This window comes from Rathayibacter sp. PhB152, assembly GCF_003751395.1.
GTDB classification, from domain to species: Bacteria; Actinomycetota; Actinomycetes; order Actinomycetales; family Microbacteriaceae; genus Rathayibacter; species Rathayibacter festucae.
In genome coordinates this window covers 617,760-634,615 of record NZ_RJUT01000003.1, presented here as the reverse complement: position 1 = coordinate 634,615, position 16,856 = coordinate 617,760, and the positions used below count along the sequence as shown (strand labels likewise).

Below are 16,856 nucleotides of genomic sequence, written 5' to 3'. Positions count from 1 at the left end.
TTCGATCGACTCAATGGTGAGGATCAGCACATGCAACTGAAGCCCCTGCGACCGACGAACATGCCGCGCCCCGCGCGCCGGCGGGGACGGTGGGCGCTCGTCGCCGCCACCGCGCTCGCCCTGACCGCTCCGACCCTCGTCGGCGCGACCGCCCCCGCCGCCGCCGTCGACTGCTCGAGCGTCCCGTGGATGGACGCCTCGAAGACCCCGGAGCAGCGCGCCGACGCGCTGCTCGCCGCGAGCTCGCCGCAGCAGAAGTACCGCTGGCTGGTGGAGCAGCCCGCCAACGCGCCTCAGCAGACGGTCTTCTCCGGGGTCGAGTACCCGGTGCAGGTGCCGTGCACCCCGCTCGTCACGTACACCGACGGCCCCGACGGGGTCCGCTTCACCGAGGGCGTGACCGCCTTCCCCGCGCCGATCTCGGTCGCCGCGACCTGGAACACGGCGCTCGCCGAGCAGAAGGGCGCGGCCCAGGGCGCCGAGGCCTTCGACAAGGGCAAGAACGGCGTGCTCGGCCCCGGCCTGGCCGGCGGGCGTGACCCGCGCTCGGGACGCACGCCGGAGTACTTCGGCGAGGATCCGCTGCTCACCGGTCTGCTCACGGCCGCGACCGTGAACGGCCTCGAGGACGGGAACCCGGACAAGCCGGTGATCTCGGACCTCAAGCACTACGTCGCGAACGAGCAGGAGCGCGACCGGCAGACCAGCTCCTCGAACGTCGACGAGCGCACGCTCAAGCAGGTCTACGAGCTGCCGTTCGAGATCGCCCTGAGCAAGAGCTCGCCCGAGAGCGTCATGTGCTCCTACAACCAGATCAACGGCGTCTACGCCTGCGAGAACCCGCTGCTGACCACGAACCTCAAGGACGACCTCGGCTTCGACGGCTACGTGGTCTCGGACTTCGGTGCCGTGCACTCGACGGCGGCCTCGCTCGTCGCCGGACTCGACCAGGAGCTCAACCGGCCGCGCTTCTACACTCCCGCCCTGCTCGACGCCGCGCTCGCGGCCGGCGAGATCACCCAGGGCCACATCGACGCGGCGGCGAAGCGGGTCATCGCGGCCTACGTGCGCGGCGGGCTCTTCGACAATCCGGTGCCGACGACGCCCGTGGCGGACGCCTCCACCGCGGAGCACAAGACCGTCGCCCGGACGCTCGCGGAGCAGGGCACGGTGCTGCTCAAGAACGACGGCGTCCTGCCCCTCTCGGTCGAGAAGGGCGCGACGATCGCCGTCATCGGCGCGACGGCGTCGAGCACGGTCACCGACGGGATCAGCGCGGCCTCGGTCTGCAGCATGGCCTGGCGCTTCAACAACGCGGGCACGCTGAACTGCGAGGACCTGGTCTCCCCCGAGACCGCGATCCGCGAGCGGGCCGCCGCGGCCGGCGCGAGCGTCGTCTTCGACCCGGGCACCGATCCGGCGAGCGCCGCCGCGACCGCCGCAGCCGCCGACGTCGCGATCGTGTTCGGCTACCAGCGGATGGGCGAGTTCGACGACCTGGCCGACCTGCGCCTGGCCGGTGACGGCGACGCGCTGATCGAGACCGTCGCCTCGGCGAACCCGTCGACCGTCGTGGTGCTGAACACCGGCTCCGCGGTGGAGATGCCCTGGCTCGACAGCGTCTCGGGCGTCTTCGAGGCCTGGTACGGCGGCGAGCAGGTCGGCCCGGCACTCGCGGGCCTGCTCTTCGGCGACGTGAACCCCTCGGGCAAGCTGCCGATGACGTTCCCGAAGTCGCTCGCGGACGTCCCCGCGAGCACTCCCGCGCAGTACCCCGGCGTCTTCGCCGACGGATCGACGGAGCGCCCCTCGGGGAGCACCGAGATCCGCCAGGTCGACTACGCCGAGGGACTGGCCGTCGGCTACAAGTGGTACGAGTCGCAGGGGATCGAGCCGCTCTTCGCGTTCGGCCACGGCCTCTCCTACACGACGTTCGACTACGCGAAGGCGAAGCTGACGCCGACGATCACGTTCGACAGGTCAGCCAAGTTCGGCATCAAGGACATCGGGATCGACATCTCCTTCCGCGTGACGAACTCGGGCGACCGGGCGGGCACCGAGGTCGCGCAGGCGTACCTCACTCTCCCGAGCTCGACCGGCGAGCCGGCGCAGCGCCTCGTCGGCTTCGAGCGGGTGACCCTGCAGCCCGGCGAGTCGAAGACCGTGAAGGTCTCGCTCTCGGCGAAGGACGTGGCCGACCTGCGCCTCCTGCAGTACTGGGATGTGAAGAGCGACTCCTGGGTCGCCGCCCGCGGCACGTACACCGTGTCGGTCGGCGGCTCCGTCGACGCGTCGCGCACGACGACGGTGCGCATCCCCTAGGCGCTCGCGCCACCACGGCCCGCGGTCGGGATCGCTCCCGGCCGCGGGCCTCGTCGTGCCGGGCGCGCTGATACCGTGACCTCCGACCGCCGGACGGCGGACGCGACGGAGGCAGGGATGACCGCGGCAGAGAGCTCGCCCGCGCGGCGCCCGCCCGCCCGCATGCAGGACGTCGCCAGCCTGGCGGGAGTCGCACTCGGGACCGTCTCGAACGTGGTGAACCGACCGCTGCTGGTCGCGCCGGCGACGCGCGAGCGGGTGCAGCGGGCGATCGACGAGCTCGGCTTCACCCCCAACCGCGCGGCCCGCGCGCTGGCCGCGGGGACGAGCAGCACCGTCGGCTTCGTCGTGATCGACCTCAGCAACTCCTTCTTCCTGGACATGGCGCGCGGTGCCGAGCACGCCGCCGAGGCCGCGGGGATGAGCGTCGTGCTCGGCAACGCCGACATGCGCGCGGCCAAGCAGGGCACCTACCTCGACCTCTTCACCGAGGAGCAGGTCGCCGGGATCCTCCTGGCCCCGCTGCCGGGGACGGCGCCCGACGTCGTCGCCGAGCGCCGCGGCGGGCGACGGGTCGTGCTGCTCAACGACGCCGCCGTCGACGGCGCCTGCACGGTCAGCGCCGACGACGAGCACGGCGGCTACCTCGCCGCGCGGCACCTGATCGACCTCGGCCGCCGCCGGCTCGCCTTCGCCGGTGATCCGAGCATCGCGAACCCCGTCCGCGAGCGCCTGCGCGGGGTCGAGCGCGCGATCGCCGAGACGAACGGCGCGGTCTCGCTCGAGCTGGATCCGACCGCCGAGGTGCAGGTGGAGGACGGCCGCCGGTTCGGCCACCTGATCGCCGCCCGCGCACCGGAGGACCGCCCGGACGGCATCGTCGCGGCGGCGGACCTGCTCGCGCTCGGCATCGTGCAGTCGATCCTGTCGGAGTCGGACATCCGGCTCCCGGTCGATCTCGCCATCACCGGCTACGACGACAACCGCTCCGCCTGGGACAGCCTCGTGCCGATCACGACCCTGGCTCAGCCCGGCGAGGCGATGGGGGCGGCCGCGATCCGGCTGCTGCTGGACGAGCTGCTGCACGGGCCGGAGCACGAGCACCGGCACGAGGTGCTCGAGCCGACGCTGATCGTCCGCGGCAGCACGGTCGAGGGAGCCCGCGGCAGCCGCTGACCGGCGCCGACGGGGCGCCCGCGGCGGGCCCCGAGTAGACTCTCCTACCGTGACCGACGAGACCCGCCTCCCCCGAACCACCGTCAGCAAGCTCGCCGCCCTCGAGGACGGTCCGGTGCGCGTCGCCGGCTGGGTCGAGACCGTGCGCGATCAGAAGAAGGTGCAGTTCGTCGTCCTCCGCGACGAGTCCGGCGCCGTGCAGCTGGTGAACCCGGCCGTCCGCGAGGCGGTCGAGGGCGACGACGCCTCCGCCGCGAAGCTCGCGATCACCGAGGCGATCTCCGGACTCGCGCAGGGCTCGTTCGTGAGCGTGACCGGTCAGCTCAAGCACGACGAGCGCGTCAAGCTCGGCGGCCTCGAGGTCAAGCTCGAGTCGCTCGAGATCGTCAGCGCGTCGATCCCCGAGGCGCCGATCGCGGCCGACTCCGGCATCGACAAGCGGATGGACTGGCGCTTCCTCGACCTGCGCCGCCCGGAGCAGAACCTGATCGCCCGGGTGCAGACCACGTTCGAGCACGCGCTGCGCACGTACTGGATCGAGCACGACTTCATCGAGATCCACACCCCGAAGCTGATGGCGAGCGCCTCCGAGTCGCGCGCCGAGCTCTTCGAGGTCGAGTACTTCGAGACCAAGGCGTACCTCGCGCAGAGCCCGCAGTTCTTCAAGCAGATGGCGCAGCCGGCCGGCTTCGGCAAGGTCTTCGAGGTCGGGCCCGCGTTCCGCGCCGACCCGAGCTTCACCTCCCGGCACGCGACCGAGTTCACGAGCGTCGACGCCGAGGTCTCCTGGATCGACTCGCACGAGGACGTGATGGAGCTGCACGAGCAGCTCATCGTCGCCGGCCTGACCGCGGTCGTCGAGAAGCACGGCGAGGCGATCAAGGCGCTCTTCGACATCGACCTGCGCGTGCCGACCACGCCGTTCCCGCGCATCCCGCTCGCCGAGGCCAAGCGGATCGTCGCCGAGCGCGGCTACGAGGTGCCCCGCGCCGACGACGACATGGACCCCGAGGGCGAGCGCCGCATCGCGGCCTACGTGCAGGAGGAGTTCGGCCACGACTTCGTCTTCCTGACCGACTACGCCTCGAGCATCCGGCCGTTCTACCACATGCGCCGCGAGGGCGACGGGACGATCACCAACAGCTACGACCTCATCTACAACGGCGTCGAGATCTCCACCGGAGCGCAGCGCGAGCACCGCGTCGACGTCCTCGTCGAGCAGGCCCGCGAGAAGGGCCTGGAGCCGGAGGAGCTCGAGTTCTACCTCGACTTCTTCCGCTACGGCGTCCCCCCGCACGGCGGCTTCGGCATGGGCCTCTCCCGCGTCATCATGCTGATGCTCGGCCAGGCCAACCTCCGCGAGGTCACCTACCTCTTCCGCGGCCCGACGCGCCTGCTGCCGTAGGCGCCGGCGGAGCGGGGTCTCGATACGCCGCTGCGCGGCTACTCGACCAGCATGAAGGCGTGCACGCGTTCACTTCATGTGGCGCGCGCGTTGATGCTGCACGCGCGGGCGTCCGTCTCATGCTGATCGAGTAGCCCTCGCAGAGGGCGTATCGAGATCCACCCACCGGACGACGGCGGGTCTCGATACGCCGCTGCGCAGCTACTCGACCAGCAAGAAGGCGCGCACGCGTCCGTTTCATGTTGATCGAGTAGCCCTCGCAGAGGGCTTATCGAGATCCACGCGTCAGCGGGGCAGGCGCTCGTACGGGACGCGGCGGCTGAGCCAGGCGAGCAGGCCGGCGACGAGCGCCGCGATCGCCGCGGGCACGAGCAGCAGCCAGAGCGCCGACGCGACCGCGACGAGCGCCAGCGCCACCGCGGCGACGCCGGCGCCGATCGCGAAGTTCCAGCGCACGTCGGTCGCGACCCCGGCCTCGGGTCGTGCCCAGAGCACGACGAGCGCCGTGGCGATCGGGCCGAGCAGCAGCCCGAGCACGAACCAGCGCCAGCGCGAGCGGCCCTTCTGTTCCGCGAGACCGGCCGTGACGATCGCGAGTCCGAACCAGAGCCAGCCCGAGTCCTGGGTGAGAGTCATGCCCGGAGCCTACGGCGCGGGCAGGATCATCAGGTCGAGGTAGTCGGTCAGGCAGGCCACCATGTCGACCGCGTCGTTCTCCAGCAGCCACTGCAGCTGGATGCCGTCCCAGAGCGCGATGATCGACGCGGCGACCCGGTCCGGATCCGCGCCCTCGCGCAGCCGGCCCGCGGCGCGCAGCTCCCGGAGCTGGCCGGCGTAGTCCGCGCGCAGCCGCTGGAAGCGCGACGCGAAGAAGTCGCGCCCCGGGTGCTCGTCGGTCGTCGACTCCCCGCAGAGCACCGCGTAGAGCTCGATCACGCCGGGCGCCGTCTCGTTGTAGCGGGTCTGGCGGACGATGCCCTCGACGAGCCCCTCCTCGGGATCGACAGGGGTCGAACCGTCGCCGGTGATCCGGTCGCGGTGCTGCAGCACGGCCAGCAGCAGATCGGTCTTCGACGGGAAGTAGTGCAGCAGGCTCGTCTGGCTGAGCCCGACCCGGTCGGCGACGTCCTGCAGCGAGCCGCGGGCGTAGCCGCGGGCGGCGAAGACCGCGTGCGCCGCCTCGATGATCGCGCGCCGGCGCTCGGCCGACTTCGCGTAGGGGCCGCGGCGCGCGCTCCGGGTGGTGCCCGCCTCCGCCATCGGCCGCTCCTCGCCCTCGAAGTGCCGGCTGCGCAGCCGGTCGATCGCCCAGCGTAGCGCGCGCTCGGAGCGACGGAGCGGTGCCGTCCACCAATTTCGAGTACGCACTCGAAATTGTGATAGCGTCCGGATCAGCCGGGCGGACTGGTCCCGGACTCCACCACGATGAAGTGAGGGACACATGCATCCGTTCACCCGGCGACAGCTGCTCGCCGCGGGCCTCGGCACCGCGGCACTCGGCGGCCTCACCGCCTGCTCCACGCCCGGCACCGTCTCGGTCAACGCCGGCGCGGCGATCCCGGCGGCCAGTGGGCCGATCCGGCTCCAGTACTGGGCCTGGCTCAAGGACCTGCAGAAGGTCTGCGACGTCTGGAACGCCTCGCACCCCGAGGTCCAGGTCGACGCGGTCTGGATCCCCGGCGGCAACGCCGGCGGCTATCAGAAGCTCTACTCGGCCCTCGCGGCCGGCGGCGGCCCCGATCTCGGCCAGGTCGAGATGCGCTCGCTCCCCGAGTTCCTGCTCGTCAACGGCCTCGTGGACCTCAACCGCTACGGCGCCGAGGAGTACGCCGACCGCTACGACCCCACTCTCTGGGGCCAGGTCAGCTACACCGGCGGCGTCTACGGGATCCCGCAGGACAGCGGCCCGATGGCGCTGTTCTACCAGCCGGAGATCTTCGACAGCGTCGGCGCCGAGACGCCCACCACCTGGGACGACTGGGCCGCGGTCGCGACCGAGCTGCGCGGCGTCGACTCCTACATCGACTGCTTCCCGCTCGCCGACGCCTCCGTCTTCGCCGCCTTCGCGACGCAGGCCGGCGCGCAGTGGCTGAAGGCGGAGGAGGACGGCTGGGTCATCGACATGACCGACGAGGCCACGACGAAGGTCGCCGCCTTCTTCGACACCGCGATCGACCAGGACCTGGTCGAGGTCGGCTACGGCGCCTACTCCCCCGCCTGGTTCGCGGCCGCCGCGAACGGCGGCATCGCCTCCTGCACCACCGCGAGCTGGGGCGATGCGCTGATCGAGGGCGTCAGCGGCGGCGCCGGCAAGTGGCGCGCGGCGCCGATGCCGGTCTGGGAGGGCGCGGGCTACGGCTCGAGCTTCCTCGGCGGCTCGACGGCCGCGGTCTTCGCGAACAGCAAGCACCCGAAGGAGGCCCTCGAGTTCGCCGTCTGGATGACCACCTCGCAGGAGGGCATCGACGCGATGATCGCCAACAGCGGCATCGGCTGGTCCCCGGCGGTCGGCGAGATCGGCTCGGTCCGGAAGGGTCCGAGCGACTTCTTCAGCGGCCAGAACTACAACGAGGACGTCTTCGTCCCCGCGGCCACGGAGCAGAACCCGGACTGGTCCTGGTGGCCGGTGACGCAGCAGTCGTTCAACATCCTCAGCGACGGCTTCCGCAAGAAGGCGTCCGGGCTCTCGCTCGTCGACGCCGTCGCGCAGGCGGAGCAGCAGATCATCACGGTCTTCCAGAACAAGGGCCTCAGCATCAGGAAGGCCTCCGCATGACCACCACGACCTCCCCCGCCGCCGCCGCGGTCGCGGCCACCTCGAAGGCGCCGGGCGCCTCGAAGCGGAGCCGCTCCGTCACCCGCGCCCCGTGGATCCTGCTCGCGCCGTTCCTGGCGCTCTTCGTCCTCACCTTCATCATCCCGATCGTCGTCGCCATCGGCTCGAGCTTCACGAAGGTGACCCGTTCGGGCCTCTTCGGCGAGGCGGGCGTGACCAGCGGCTTCGCCGGCTTCGACAACTACGCGCAGGCCCTCGCCGACGGCAACTTCATCGCCTCGATCGGCCGGATGTTCCTCTTCGGCATCGTGCAGGTGCCGATCATGATCGCGCTCTGCACGGTGCTCGCCCTGATGCTCGAGTCCGCCTCCGCGCGCTTCCCCGGCTTCTTCCGCGCCGCGTACTTCCTGCCCTACGGCGTGCCCGGCGTCATCGCCACGATCCTGTGGTCCTTCCTCTACGTGCCCGGGCTCAGCCCGATCATCGACGCGGCGAACGTGGTCGGCCTCGACCCCGACTTCCTCGGCGCGAACTCGGTGCTCTGGTCGATCGCGAACATCTCGCTCTGGAGCTACACCGGCTACAACATGCTGATCATCGTCGCTCAGCTGAAGTCGATCCCGGTCGAGCTCTACGAGGCCGCGAAGGTCGACGGAGCCTCCACCTGGCGGGTCGCGCGGAGCATCCAGCTCCCGCTGATCCGCCCGGCCCTGGTGCTCACGACGATCTTCTCGATCATCGGCACGCTCCAGCTCTTCGCCGAGGCGCAGGTGCTGAAGACGGTCGCGCCGGCGATCGACAGCCAGTACACGCCGAACCTCAGCGCGTACACCACCGCCTTCGCCTACAACGACTACAACGTCGCCGCCGCGCAGGCCGTGCTGATCGCGCTCGTCGCGTTCGCCCTCTCCTTCACGTTCCTCTCGATCTCGAACAGGAAGTCCTCATGAGCACGACGGAGCGCGCCACCGCCGATGCGCCCACGACCACCGGCATCGTCACCGCAGAACGGCCCGCGAAGGCCGGCCGCGGCCCCGACCGCTCGGCCGGGCGCAACCGCGCCTCGACGATCATCGTCACCGCGATCCTCGTCGTCGTCGCGATCTACTTCCTGATCCCGGTCTACTGGGTCGTCGTCGCCGCGACGAAGACCACGGGCGACCTCTTCGCCACCTACGGCTTCTGGTTCGCACCGACCTTCGCGCTCTGGGACAACCTGGGCCAGGTGCTGACCTACGACGGCGGCATCTTCGTCCGCTGGTTCCTCAACTCCGTGCTCTACGCGGGCGTCGGCGCACTGCTCGCGACCTACCTCGCGGCCGCGGGCGGCTACGCGCTGGCGAAGTACGAGTTCAAGGGCAGCAAGCTCGTCTTCGGCACGATCCTCGCCGGCGTCCTCGTCCCCGGCACCGCCACCGCGCTCCCGCTGTTCCTGCTCTTCAGCCAGATGGGCATCGCCAACACCTACTGGAGCGTGCTGATCCCCTCGCTGGTCTCGCCGTTCGGCCTGTTCCTCTGCCGGATCTACGCGCAGGCGACGGTCGACACCGCGATCATCGAGGCGGCCAGGATCGACGGCGCGAGCGAGCTGCGGATCTTCCACACCCTCGGGCTGCGGATCCTCACGCCGGCGCTGGTCACCGTGTTCCTCTTCCAGCTGGTCGGGATCTGGAACAACTACTTCCTGCCGCTCGTGATGCTCTCGGACACCGAGCTCTTCCCGATCACCCTCGGCCTGAACAACTGGCTCAGCCAGGTGGACCGGCTGCCCGAGTTCTACGAGCTCACGACCGGCGGCGTCCTGCTGTCGATCATCCCGCTCGCCATCGCCATGATCGTGCTGCAGCGCTTCTGGCGCGGCGGCCTGACCGAAGGATCCGTCAAGTGACCCTCGCCCCGACGTCCTCCCACTACCTCACCGATACCGGCCCCGGCTCCGGCCGCCGCCGCGCCGCCCGCTCGTGGCTGCACACCGACGCACCGACGCTGTCGCTCGACGGGGACTGGCGCTTCCGCCTGCTGCCCGCGGCGCCGGGAACGCCCGGCGGCGCCGATGCGCTGCCCGTGGGCGAGGGGGTGGACGACGTCGGGGCGGAGTCCTTCGACGACTCCGGCTGGGACGTGCTGCCCGTCCCGTCGCACTGGGTCCTCCAGGGCGACGGGCGCTACGGACTCCCCGCCTACACGAACGTGCAGTTCCCCTTCCCGACCGAGCCGCCGTTCGTCCCGGACGAGAACCCGACCGGCGACCACCGCCGCAGCTTCGAGCTGCCGCAGTCCTTCGCCGGCGCCGAGGCGGTCGTGCTCCGCTTCGACGGCGTCGAGTCGCGCTACCGCGTCTGGGTCAACGGCGTCGAGATCGGCATCGGCTCGGGCAGCCGGCTCGCGCAGGAGTTCGACGTCACCGAGGCGGTGCGGCCGGGTGAGAACCTCGTCGTCGTCCGCGTGCACCAGTGGTCCGCCGCGAGCTACGTCGAGGACCAGGACCAGTGGTGGCTGCCGGGGATCTTCCGCTCGGTGCACCTGATCGCCCGCCCCGTCGGCGGCGTCGAGGACGTCTTCGTGCGCGCCGCCTTCGACGCCGGCGCGGGCCGGATCGAGACCGAGCTGACGGCGGGCGACGCGGCCTTCCCGGTCACCCTCCGCGTCCCCGAGCTCGGCATCGAGACGGTCTGGGCGAGCGCCGGCGAGGTCGCTCCGATCGAGGTGCCGGCCGTCGAGCCGTGGTCGGCGGAGGCGCCCCGGCTCTACGACGCCGAAGTCGCCTCCTCGGGAGAAACGGTCTCGCTCCGCCTGGGCTTCCGCACCGTCGAGATCCGCGGCGACCGCTTCCTGGTGAACGGCGAGCGCGTCGTCTTCCACGGCGTCAACCGCCACGAGACGCACCCCGACCGCGGCCGCGCCTTCGACGAGGAGTTCGCCCGCGCGGACCTCGCGATGATGAAGCGGTTCAACGTCAACGCGATCCGCACCAGCCACTACCCGCCGCACCCGCGCCTGCTCGACCTCGCCGACGAGCTGGGCTTCTGGGTGATCCTCGAGTGCGACCTCGAGACCCACGGCTTCGAGCGCTACGGCTGGAAGGGCAACCCCAGTGACGACCCGGCCTGGCGCGAGACCTACCTCGACCGGATCGAGCGCACCGTCGAGCGCGACAAGAACCACCCGAGCATCGTGATCTGGTCGCTCGGCAACGAGGCCGGCACCGGCGCGAACCTCGCCGCGATGTCCTCCTGGGTGCACGGCCGCGACCCCGAGCGCCCCGTGCACTACGAGGGCGACTACACCGGCGCCTACACCGACGTGTACTCGCGGATGTACTCGTCGATCCCCGAGACCGAGCAGATCGGCCGCGACGACTCGCGCACGCCGCTGCTCGGCTGCTCGGCCGGCGAGTCGGCGCGCCAGCGCTCGAAGCCGTTCCTGCTCTGCGAGTACGTGCACGCGATGGGCAACGGGCCCGGAGCGATCGACCAGTACGAGGACCTCGTCGACCGCTACCCGCGGCTGCACGGCGGCTTCGTCTGGGAGTGGCGCGACCACGGCCTGCGCGCCCGCACGCCCGAGGGCGTCGAGTACTACGCCTACGGCGGCGACTTCGGCGAGGTCGTGCACGACGGCAACTTCGTGATGGACGGCATGGTCCTCTCCGACGGCACGCCGAGTCCGGGGCTGTTCGAGTGGAAGCAGATCGTGGCGCCGGTGCGCGTCACGGTCGAGCCCGACGCCGTGCTGGTCGAGAACAGGCGTCACGACGCGTCGACCGCCGACCTGCGCTTCGCGTGGCGGGTCGAGCTCGACGGCCGGGTCACCGCGGAGGGCGTGCTCGACGCTCCCGCGATCGCGGCCGGCGGCTCCGCGCGCCTGGCGCTGCCCGTCTTCGACGTGCCGACCGGCGGCGAGGCGTGGCTGACCGTCGACGCGGCGCTCGCGTCGAGCACCGTCTGGGCCGAGGAGGGGCACGTGATCTCCACCGGTCAGCGCCGTCTCTCCGCGCTCGCACCGATGCCCGCTTGGGCCCGCTCGCCCCGCGGCGGCGCTTCCGTCGAGGGCGCTCTGGGGCTCGCGAGCTTCCGGAACGGCCGGCTCACCGCGCTGGCCGGGCTGGCGGTCGACGGACCGCGCGCCGAGCTCTGGCGCGCCCCGACCGACAACGACGAGGGCGACGGCTTCCCCGCCTACACCGAGGGCGACCCGCGCACCGGCAACGGCAACGGCGTGCCTGCGCCGTCCTCCGCGTCGCGCTGGCGCGAGGCGGGACTGGACCGGCTGGTCGGCCGGGTCGAGTCGGTCGACACCTCGGCGGGAGTCCGCCGGCGCACCCGCTGGTCCGCCGCCGACCTCGACGCGGCGCTCCTCGTCGAGGAGCACTGGAGCCTCGACGGCGACGGGGTCGTCCTCCGCGTCGACCTGGTGCCGACCCGCGGTTGGGGCTCGGTCTGGCCGCGGCTGGGCATCCGGCTCGACCTCCCGGCGTCGGTCGACGGCGCGGAGTGGTTCGGCACCGGTCCGCGGGAGTCGTACCCCGACAGCATGCGCGCGACCAGGGTCGGCCGCTTCTCGGCCGGCATCGACGAGCTGAAGACGGAGTACGCGCGCCCGCAGGAGAACGGTCACCGCAGCGCCGTGCGGGAGCTGGTCCTCAACGAGGGCGGGTCCGCTCGCCTGCGCATCGAGGCGGCGGCCGACCTGCACGGCCGGCTCCCCGGCTTCACGCTCGCGCGCCACACCGCGCACGAGCTGACGGCGGCGGGTCATCCGCACGAGCTGCCCGCCTCGACCCGCTCGGTGCTCACGATCGACGCCGCCCAGCACGGCCTCGGCTCGCGCGCCTGCGGCCCGGACGTCTGGCCCGACTTCCAGCTGCGCCCGGAGGCCCGCACCATCCTGCTGCGCTTCACGGCCGCCGCATGACCGCGCACCGGGCAACGCCTCCGTGAGCAGCCCGCGCAGCTCATGCAGCTCATGCAGCTCAAGCTGCCGGCGCAGCTCATGCAGCCGGCGCAGCTCATGCTGATCGAGTAGCCCGCGCAGCGGGCGTATCGAGATCCACCCACCGGACGACGGCGGGTCTCGATACGCCCCTGCGGGGCTACTCGACCAGCATGGATACGCCCCTGCGGGGCTGCCCGACCAGCAGGAAAGGCGCCGGCTCGTCGAGCGGAGCCGACGCCCTCTTCCGGACATGTCCGCAAGCGGCGCTTGCGGCGGGGAGGCCCGACTCCGGACACTGGGGACTGCCTGGTCGGCGCAGACGACCACTCGGGGCGACCCGAACCCTCCCCGAGTGGTCGGGACCTTCTCGGCACCTGGGCCGGGAAGCCCGGACCGGAACCGCGCCGCTACTGCTCGGCCGGTCCCTCCGGGGCCGCCCGGCCCTCCTCCGCCGACCAGGCCGCTCCCAGGGCGAAGAGAGTCGGAGCGCCGTAGTGCTCCATCGCGGCGGAGATGCGGCGCCGGCCCGTGCGCGGGTTGATCCCCAGCCGGTGCGAGGCCGTCTCGAGGGTGAGGCCCGTCCGCATCAGCCGGAGCAGCGACGTCCAGCTCTGCTCGGCCGCATCGATCGGCAGCGCCTGCCGCCACAGCTGCTCGAAGTACGCGCTGACGAGTCCGGCGAGCGCCTCGTGCCGCACGCCCAGCACGCTCGTCGGCCGGGTCTCGCCCCACTCGAACGGCACGGCCAGGTACTCGCCGTCGACCCAGAACCAGCTCGGCATCGTCTCGAGCAGGCGGTACTCCACCCCGGCCTTCTGGTAGGCCTCGATCCGGGCGAGCACCCGCGGGTCGCGGACGCTCTCGGCGGGGATGATGACCCGCACCCGGTCCTTCGCCGCCAGCGCCTGGCCGAAGCGCAGCGCCCGCTCGGTCGGCGGATCGAGGAAGCGCTGCACGTCCGGGAGCACCGCGACCAGGGTCCCGGAGTCGCTGCGGACGAGGTCGAACCAGAGGTCCTCCGAGGCGTGCGGCCCGTGACGCAGCAGCGTGGGGACGAGATCGTCGGCGGCGGCACCGACCGACCACGCGCCGAGCAGCGAGGGCAGGTCGCCGATGAGTCGCTCGATGCCGTCCAGCGCCTCGAGCGTGGCTCGGCGAGCCGCCACGGTGTGCCGGAGGACCGCGTCGGCCGCCCAGTCGGCGGGCGGGACGTAGGCGATCTCCTCGCCCTCGCCGCCGAGGAGCCCCAGAGCGCGGAACCGGTCGACGGCGGTCCGCACGTCGCCCGGCGCCAGGTGGACCAGCTCCGCCGCCGCCGCGATCGTCCGAGGACGACCGCGGTGCAGCGCCGCGATCAGACTGTCGTCACGCACCGGGCGCAGCGCCTCACTGCTCCGTCGGGTGCGGGAGCGGTCCGCCGATGAGCAGGTCGTCGTTCTCGCGGCGACGACGCAGGACGACGGTGGTCACCAGGCCGGCGATGAGCAGCGCGACGAGCACGCCCGCGCCGATGGTGAGCCCGACCCCGGCCGAGAGCCCGCCGGTGCTGGAGGCTGCGGGCGGCACGGTGCCGGCCTTGGCGGAGGTGATCGCGATGCCGCAGACCTGCGCGGCGTCGGGAGCCGTCGCGGTGGAGCCCTCCGCCGGGTAGGCGACCGTGACCGCGGCGGTGCGCTTGCTGATCGAGCCGACCGCGACGATGCAGTAGACCTCGGCCGTGGGCTCCGCGACGACGGCCTCGCCGAGGTCGAGGTCGGACCAGCCGAGCGCGTCGACGCGGACCGCGAGGTCGCCCGCCGCGAGGTCGGCCTGGACGCCGGCGGTCGTGTAGGCGCCGACGGTGACGCTCTCGACCGGACCGAAGCCCCAGACCGCGCCGCGCGGCATGGCCGCCTCGGCGCTGGAGGACTCGCGCGGCTCGACGAGGATGCCGGGAGCGGAGGAGGCGGTCAGCCCGAAGGTGCTGGTCGCGGACGAGCCGCGGTCGCCGCTGATCGTGACCGTGTAGGTGCCGATGGAGAGGAGTGCCGCGGTGGGCACGGTGGCCGATCCGGTGCTGGTCGACTCGCCGTCCTGGCGGTTCTCGACCGTCAGCGCGGTCTCCGTCCCGGCGGGAGCGCGCAGCGTCGCCGTGGCGTTCTCCTCGCGCTGGAAGCCGGCGTAGGCGACGCCCACCCCGTAGAAGCGGGCGAGATCGACGGTCAGCGACCCGGGGTCGACCCCGGCGTCGCGCGTGAGGAACACCGAGACGGCGGGAGGGCTGCCGGCCGTCTCCGTGCCGGGGACGGGTGCCGCGGCGGGGTCGGCCGCGGAGGTCGAGAGCAGCGTCCGTCCGGGCGCTGAGGCGCGCGGCGCCGTCGTGCCGGCCTCGGTGGTCGCGGTGCCGCGGGAGTTGCCGCCGCCGCCGCCACCACTCGAGCCGGAGCCCGAGCCCGAGCCTGTTCCGGTGGACGGGCTGCCACCACCGCCGGAAGCGGGAGCACCCCCTCCAGCGCTCGGCGCGGGTGCGGATGTCGCAGGGGATCCACCGCCGACAGTGGGCTGCGGCACCGGGCCGGTCGTCGACCCACCCTGACCCTCGGTCGGCTGGGGCTGCGAGGGCGGTGTCTCGACGGGCGGGGTCTCCTCCGGCGGGGTCTCGACGGGCGGGGTCTCCTCCGGCGGGGTCTCGACGGGCGGGGTCTCCTCCGGCGGGGTCTCGACGGGTGGAGTCTCCTCCGGCGGCGTCTCGACGGGCGGGTTCTCCTCCGGCGGCGTCTCGACGGGAGGCGTCTCCTCATCGGGATTCACCTGCGCCGGCTCGCTGGTCGTCGGAGAAGGGTCGGGCAGCGGCTCGGCCTGGGCCGAGGCGGGCAGCGCGAGCCCGGCGAGGAGCAGGGCGAGCGCGAGCGCGGACGCCGTGGAGCGGCGACGCTGCTGCAGCAGACGCTGTCGAGTCATGGAAGTTCCTCCCCCGCGAGACGCCGAACGCACCCCGAACGCGGGGAGCGAGCCTCCCCGTGAAGAGACTATGCGCGAACCGGCACCGCTCGACAGCAGTCCAGTCCCCCGTCCGAGGGGCCTTCTACAACATTCGCATCACGGCGGAAGCCCACCGATGCGCGGCGGTCAGGCGCGCTCGAGCAGGGCTCGGCGCAGGCGATCCGGCTCGACGCGCCAGTAGGTGTGCACGCGTCCGTCGATCAGGACGACCGGGATCTCCTCGACGAACTGCTCGTGCAGCTCGGCGTCGTCGAGGATCGAGGCCTCGGCGAGTGAGACGCTCGGAGCTCCGGGCACGTCCGCGAGCTCGGCGAGGACCTGCTGCACGACGGCGCGGGCGTCGTCGCAGAGATGGCAGCCGGGCTTGCCCACGAGAGTCAGTGCCACATCCACATGACCACTGTAGCCGCCGCCACCGCGCGGGACCCGGGGCGGATCGACCCCCGGAACGCAGACGAGCGCCCGACCCCAGAGGGGCGGACGCTCGAAGGGTGAAGAGGCGCGAGCCTACTTCTTGTTGCGACGCTGGTGACGAGTCTTGCGAAGCAGCTTGCGGTGCTTCTTCTTCGCCATACGCTTGCGACGCTTCTTGATGACAGAACCCACGAAGACCTCACAACGTTCAGGGGGTCGACCGCCCGACGGACGGCCGCTTACGAAAAACTGGCTCCCGCGAGCTTACACGACGCGGCCCCCACGAGAATCCGCGCCGTCGCGCCACCCCTGGCGGCGACCGACGCGGCCTCACTTGCGGATGCGCAGCGCCTCCGCGACCTTCGTCGCTCCCTCGCTCACGCCGCGCTGGATGTCCTGCACCACCGCGCTGACCTGGTGCGTCCGGTCGGCGAGCGCCCGCCCGAGCGACTCGGCCCGGGCGGCCGCGGCCGCGTCGAGCACGGCGGCGCCCTCGTCGGCCTCGTCCGCCGCGCCGAACGGCAGCAGCCAGTCCTCGACGGCGACGAGCGGCCCGTACTGCAGTGCGTAGATGCGGTGCTGCCCGCTCTCGCGGACGGTGACGAGCCCCGCCTCGCGCAGCACCTTGAGGTGCTTCGACACCGTCGGCTGGCTGAGCTCGAGCTTCGCGACGATGCGCGAGACGCTCATGCCGCCGGCGCCGCCGGCACCCTCGACCCGCTGCTCCAGGAGGAGCGAGAGGATGTCGCGGCGGGTGCCGTCCGCGATCACCGCGAAGATGTCAGCCATCCCCCCAGGGTAGTCAGCGCCCTCCGCCGCGGGCAGGGTGTCGCCCGTGCGTATGCC

14 protein-coding genes are annotated in these 16,856 nt (G+C 72.2%); 7 read left to right on the top strand and 7 right to left on the bottom strand.

Going from position 1 to position 16,856, the window contains the following annotated elements; genetic code table 11:
* The first annotated feature begins 30 nt into the window (after positions 1-30).
* The 3 genes from EDF36_RS09790 (at position 31) to aspS (ending at position 4,903) form a co-directional block, all read left to right on the top strand.
* The gene (locus EDF36_RS09790) at positions 31-2,322 is read left to right on the top strand and encodes a glycoside hydrolase family 3 C-terminal domain-containing protein (protein WP_221181637.1); all 2,292 of its coding nucleotides are present in this window, start codon (positions 31-33) and stop codon (positions 2,320-2,322) included.
* A gap of 117 nt (positions 2,323-2,439) precedes the next feature.
* Positions 2,440-3,498, top strand: a complete 1,059-nt coding sequence (locus EDF36_RS09785) for a LacI family DNA-binding transcriptional regulator (RefSeq protein ID WP_123705358.1) — start codon at positions 2,440-2,442, stop codon at positions 3,496-3,498.
* A 49-nt stretch (positions 3,499-3,547) separates the two neighbouring features.
* Entirely contained in the window at positions 3,548-4,903 is a 1,356-nt protein-coding gene (gene aspS / locus EDF36_RS09780) for an aspartate--tRNA(Asn) ligase (protein WP_243615965.1), read from the top strand.
* Positions 4,904-5,188: 285 nt separating this feature from the next.
* Here the strand turns inward: aspS and EDF36_RS09775 are convergent, their stop codons facing one another.
* Complete coding sequence (locus EDF36_RS09775; protein WP_123732828.1) at positions 5,189-5,539, bottom strand: hypothetical protein; 351 nt, start codon at positions 5,537-5,539, stop codon at positions 5,189-5,191.
* 9 nt (positions 5,540-5,548) lie between these two features.
* Positions 5,549-6,271, bottom strand: coding sequence for a TetR/AcrR family transcriptional regulator (locus EDF36_RS09770; RefSeq protein ID WP_260300651.1), 723 nt, complete (start codon positions 6,269-6,271; stop codon positions 5,549-5,551).
* Positions 6,272-6,344: 73 nt separating this feature from the next.
* Here EDF36_RS09770 and EDF36_RS09765 point away from each other — a divergent pair, with 73 nt between their 5' ends.
* Genes EDF36_RS09765 through EDF36_RS09750 form a run of 4 tightly spaced genes read left to right on the top strand, consistent with a single transcriptional unit; the run spans position 6,345 to position 12,593 of the window.
* Complete coding sequence (locus tag EDF36_RS09765; RefSeq protein WP_123732827.1) at positions 6,345-7,679, top strand: ABC transporter substrate-binding protein; 1,335 nt, start codon at positions 6,345-6,347, stop codon at positions 7,677-7,679.
* Complete coding sequence (locus EDF36_RS09760; RefSeq protein ID WP_123732826.1) at positions 7,676-8,629, top strand: carbohydrate ABC transporter permease; 954 nt, start codon at positions 7,676-7,678, stop codon at positions 8,627-8,629. Before EDF36_RS09765 ends, EDF36_RS09760 begins: the two co-directional genes overlap by 4 nt.
* Complete coding sequence (locus EDF36_RS09755) at positions 8,626-9,567, top strand: carbohydrate ABC transporter permease (protein WP_123705362.1); 942 nt, start codon at positions 8,626-8,628, stop codon at positions 9,565-9,567. The genes EDF36_RS09760 and EDF36_RS09755 overlap by 4 nt, the downstream gene beginning before the upstream one ends.
* Complete coding sequence (locus EDF36_RS09750) at positions 9,564-12,593, top strand: glycoside hydrolase family 2 TIM barrel-domain containing protein (RefSeq protein ID WP_123732825.1); 3,030 nt, start codon at positions 9,564-9,566, stop codon at positions 12,591-12,593. Before EDF36_RS09755 ends, EDF36_RS09750 begins: the two co-directional genes overlap by 4 nt.
* A gap of 428 nt (positions 12,594-13,021) precedes the next feature.
* Here the strand turns inward: EDF36_RS09750 and EDF36_RS09745 are convergent, their stop codons facing one another.
* The 5 genes from EDF36_RS09745 to EDF36_RS09725 all read right to left on the bottom strand — a co-directional run bounded on the left by EDF36_RS09745 (position 13,022) and on the right by EDF36_RS09725 (position 16,799).
* Entirely contained in the window at positions 13,022-13,987 is a 966-nt protein-coding gene (locus tag EDF36_RS09745; protein ID WP_123732824.1) for a hypothetical protein, read from the bottom strand.
* Positions 13,988-14,000: 13 nt separating this feature from the next.
* Entirely contained in the window at positions 14,001-15,554 is a 1,554-nt protein-coding gene (locus EDF36_RS21260; RefSeq protein WP_185020430.1) for a hypothetical protein, read from the bottom strand.
* A gap of 168 nt (positions 15,555-15,722) precedes the next feature.
* Positions 15,723-15,989: a glutaredoxin family protein gene (locus EDF36_RS09735; RefSeq protein ID WP_123732823.1), complete on the bottom strand. Its 267-nt coding sequence runs from the start codon at positions 15,987-15,989 to the stop codon at positions 15,723-15,725.
* A gap of 114 nt (positions 15,990-16,103) precedes the next feature.
* Entirely contained in the window at positions 16,104-16,202 is a 99-nt protein-coding gene (locus EDF36_RS09730; protein WP_003792170.1) for a 30S ribosomal protein bS22, read from the bottom strand.
* Between the two features lie 138 nt (positions 16,203-16,340).
* Positions 16,341-16,799, bottom strand: a complete 459-nt coding sequence (locus EDF36_RS09725) for a helix-turn-helix transcriptional regulator (protein WP_123705367.1) — start codon at positions 16,797-16,799, stop codon at positions 16,341-16,343.
* Between the last annotated feature and the right edge of the window lie 57 nt (positions 16,800-16,856).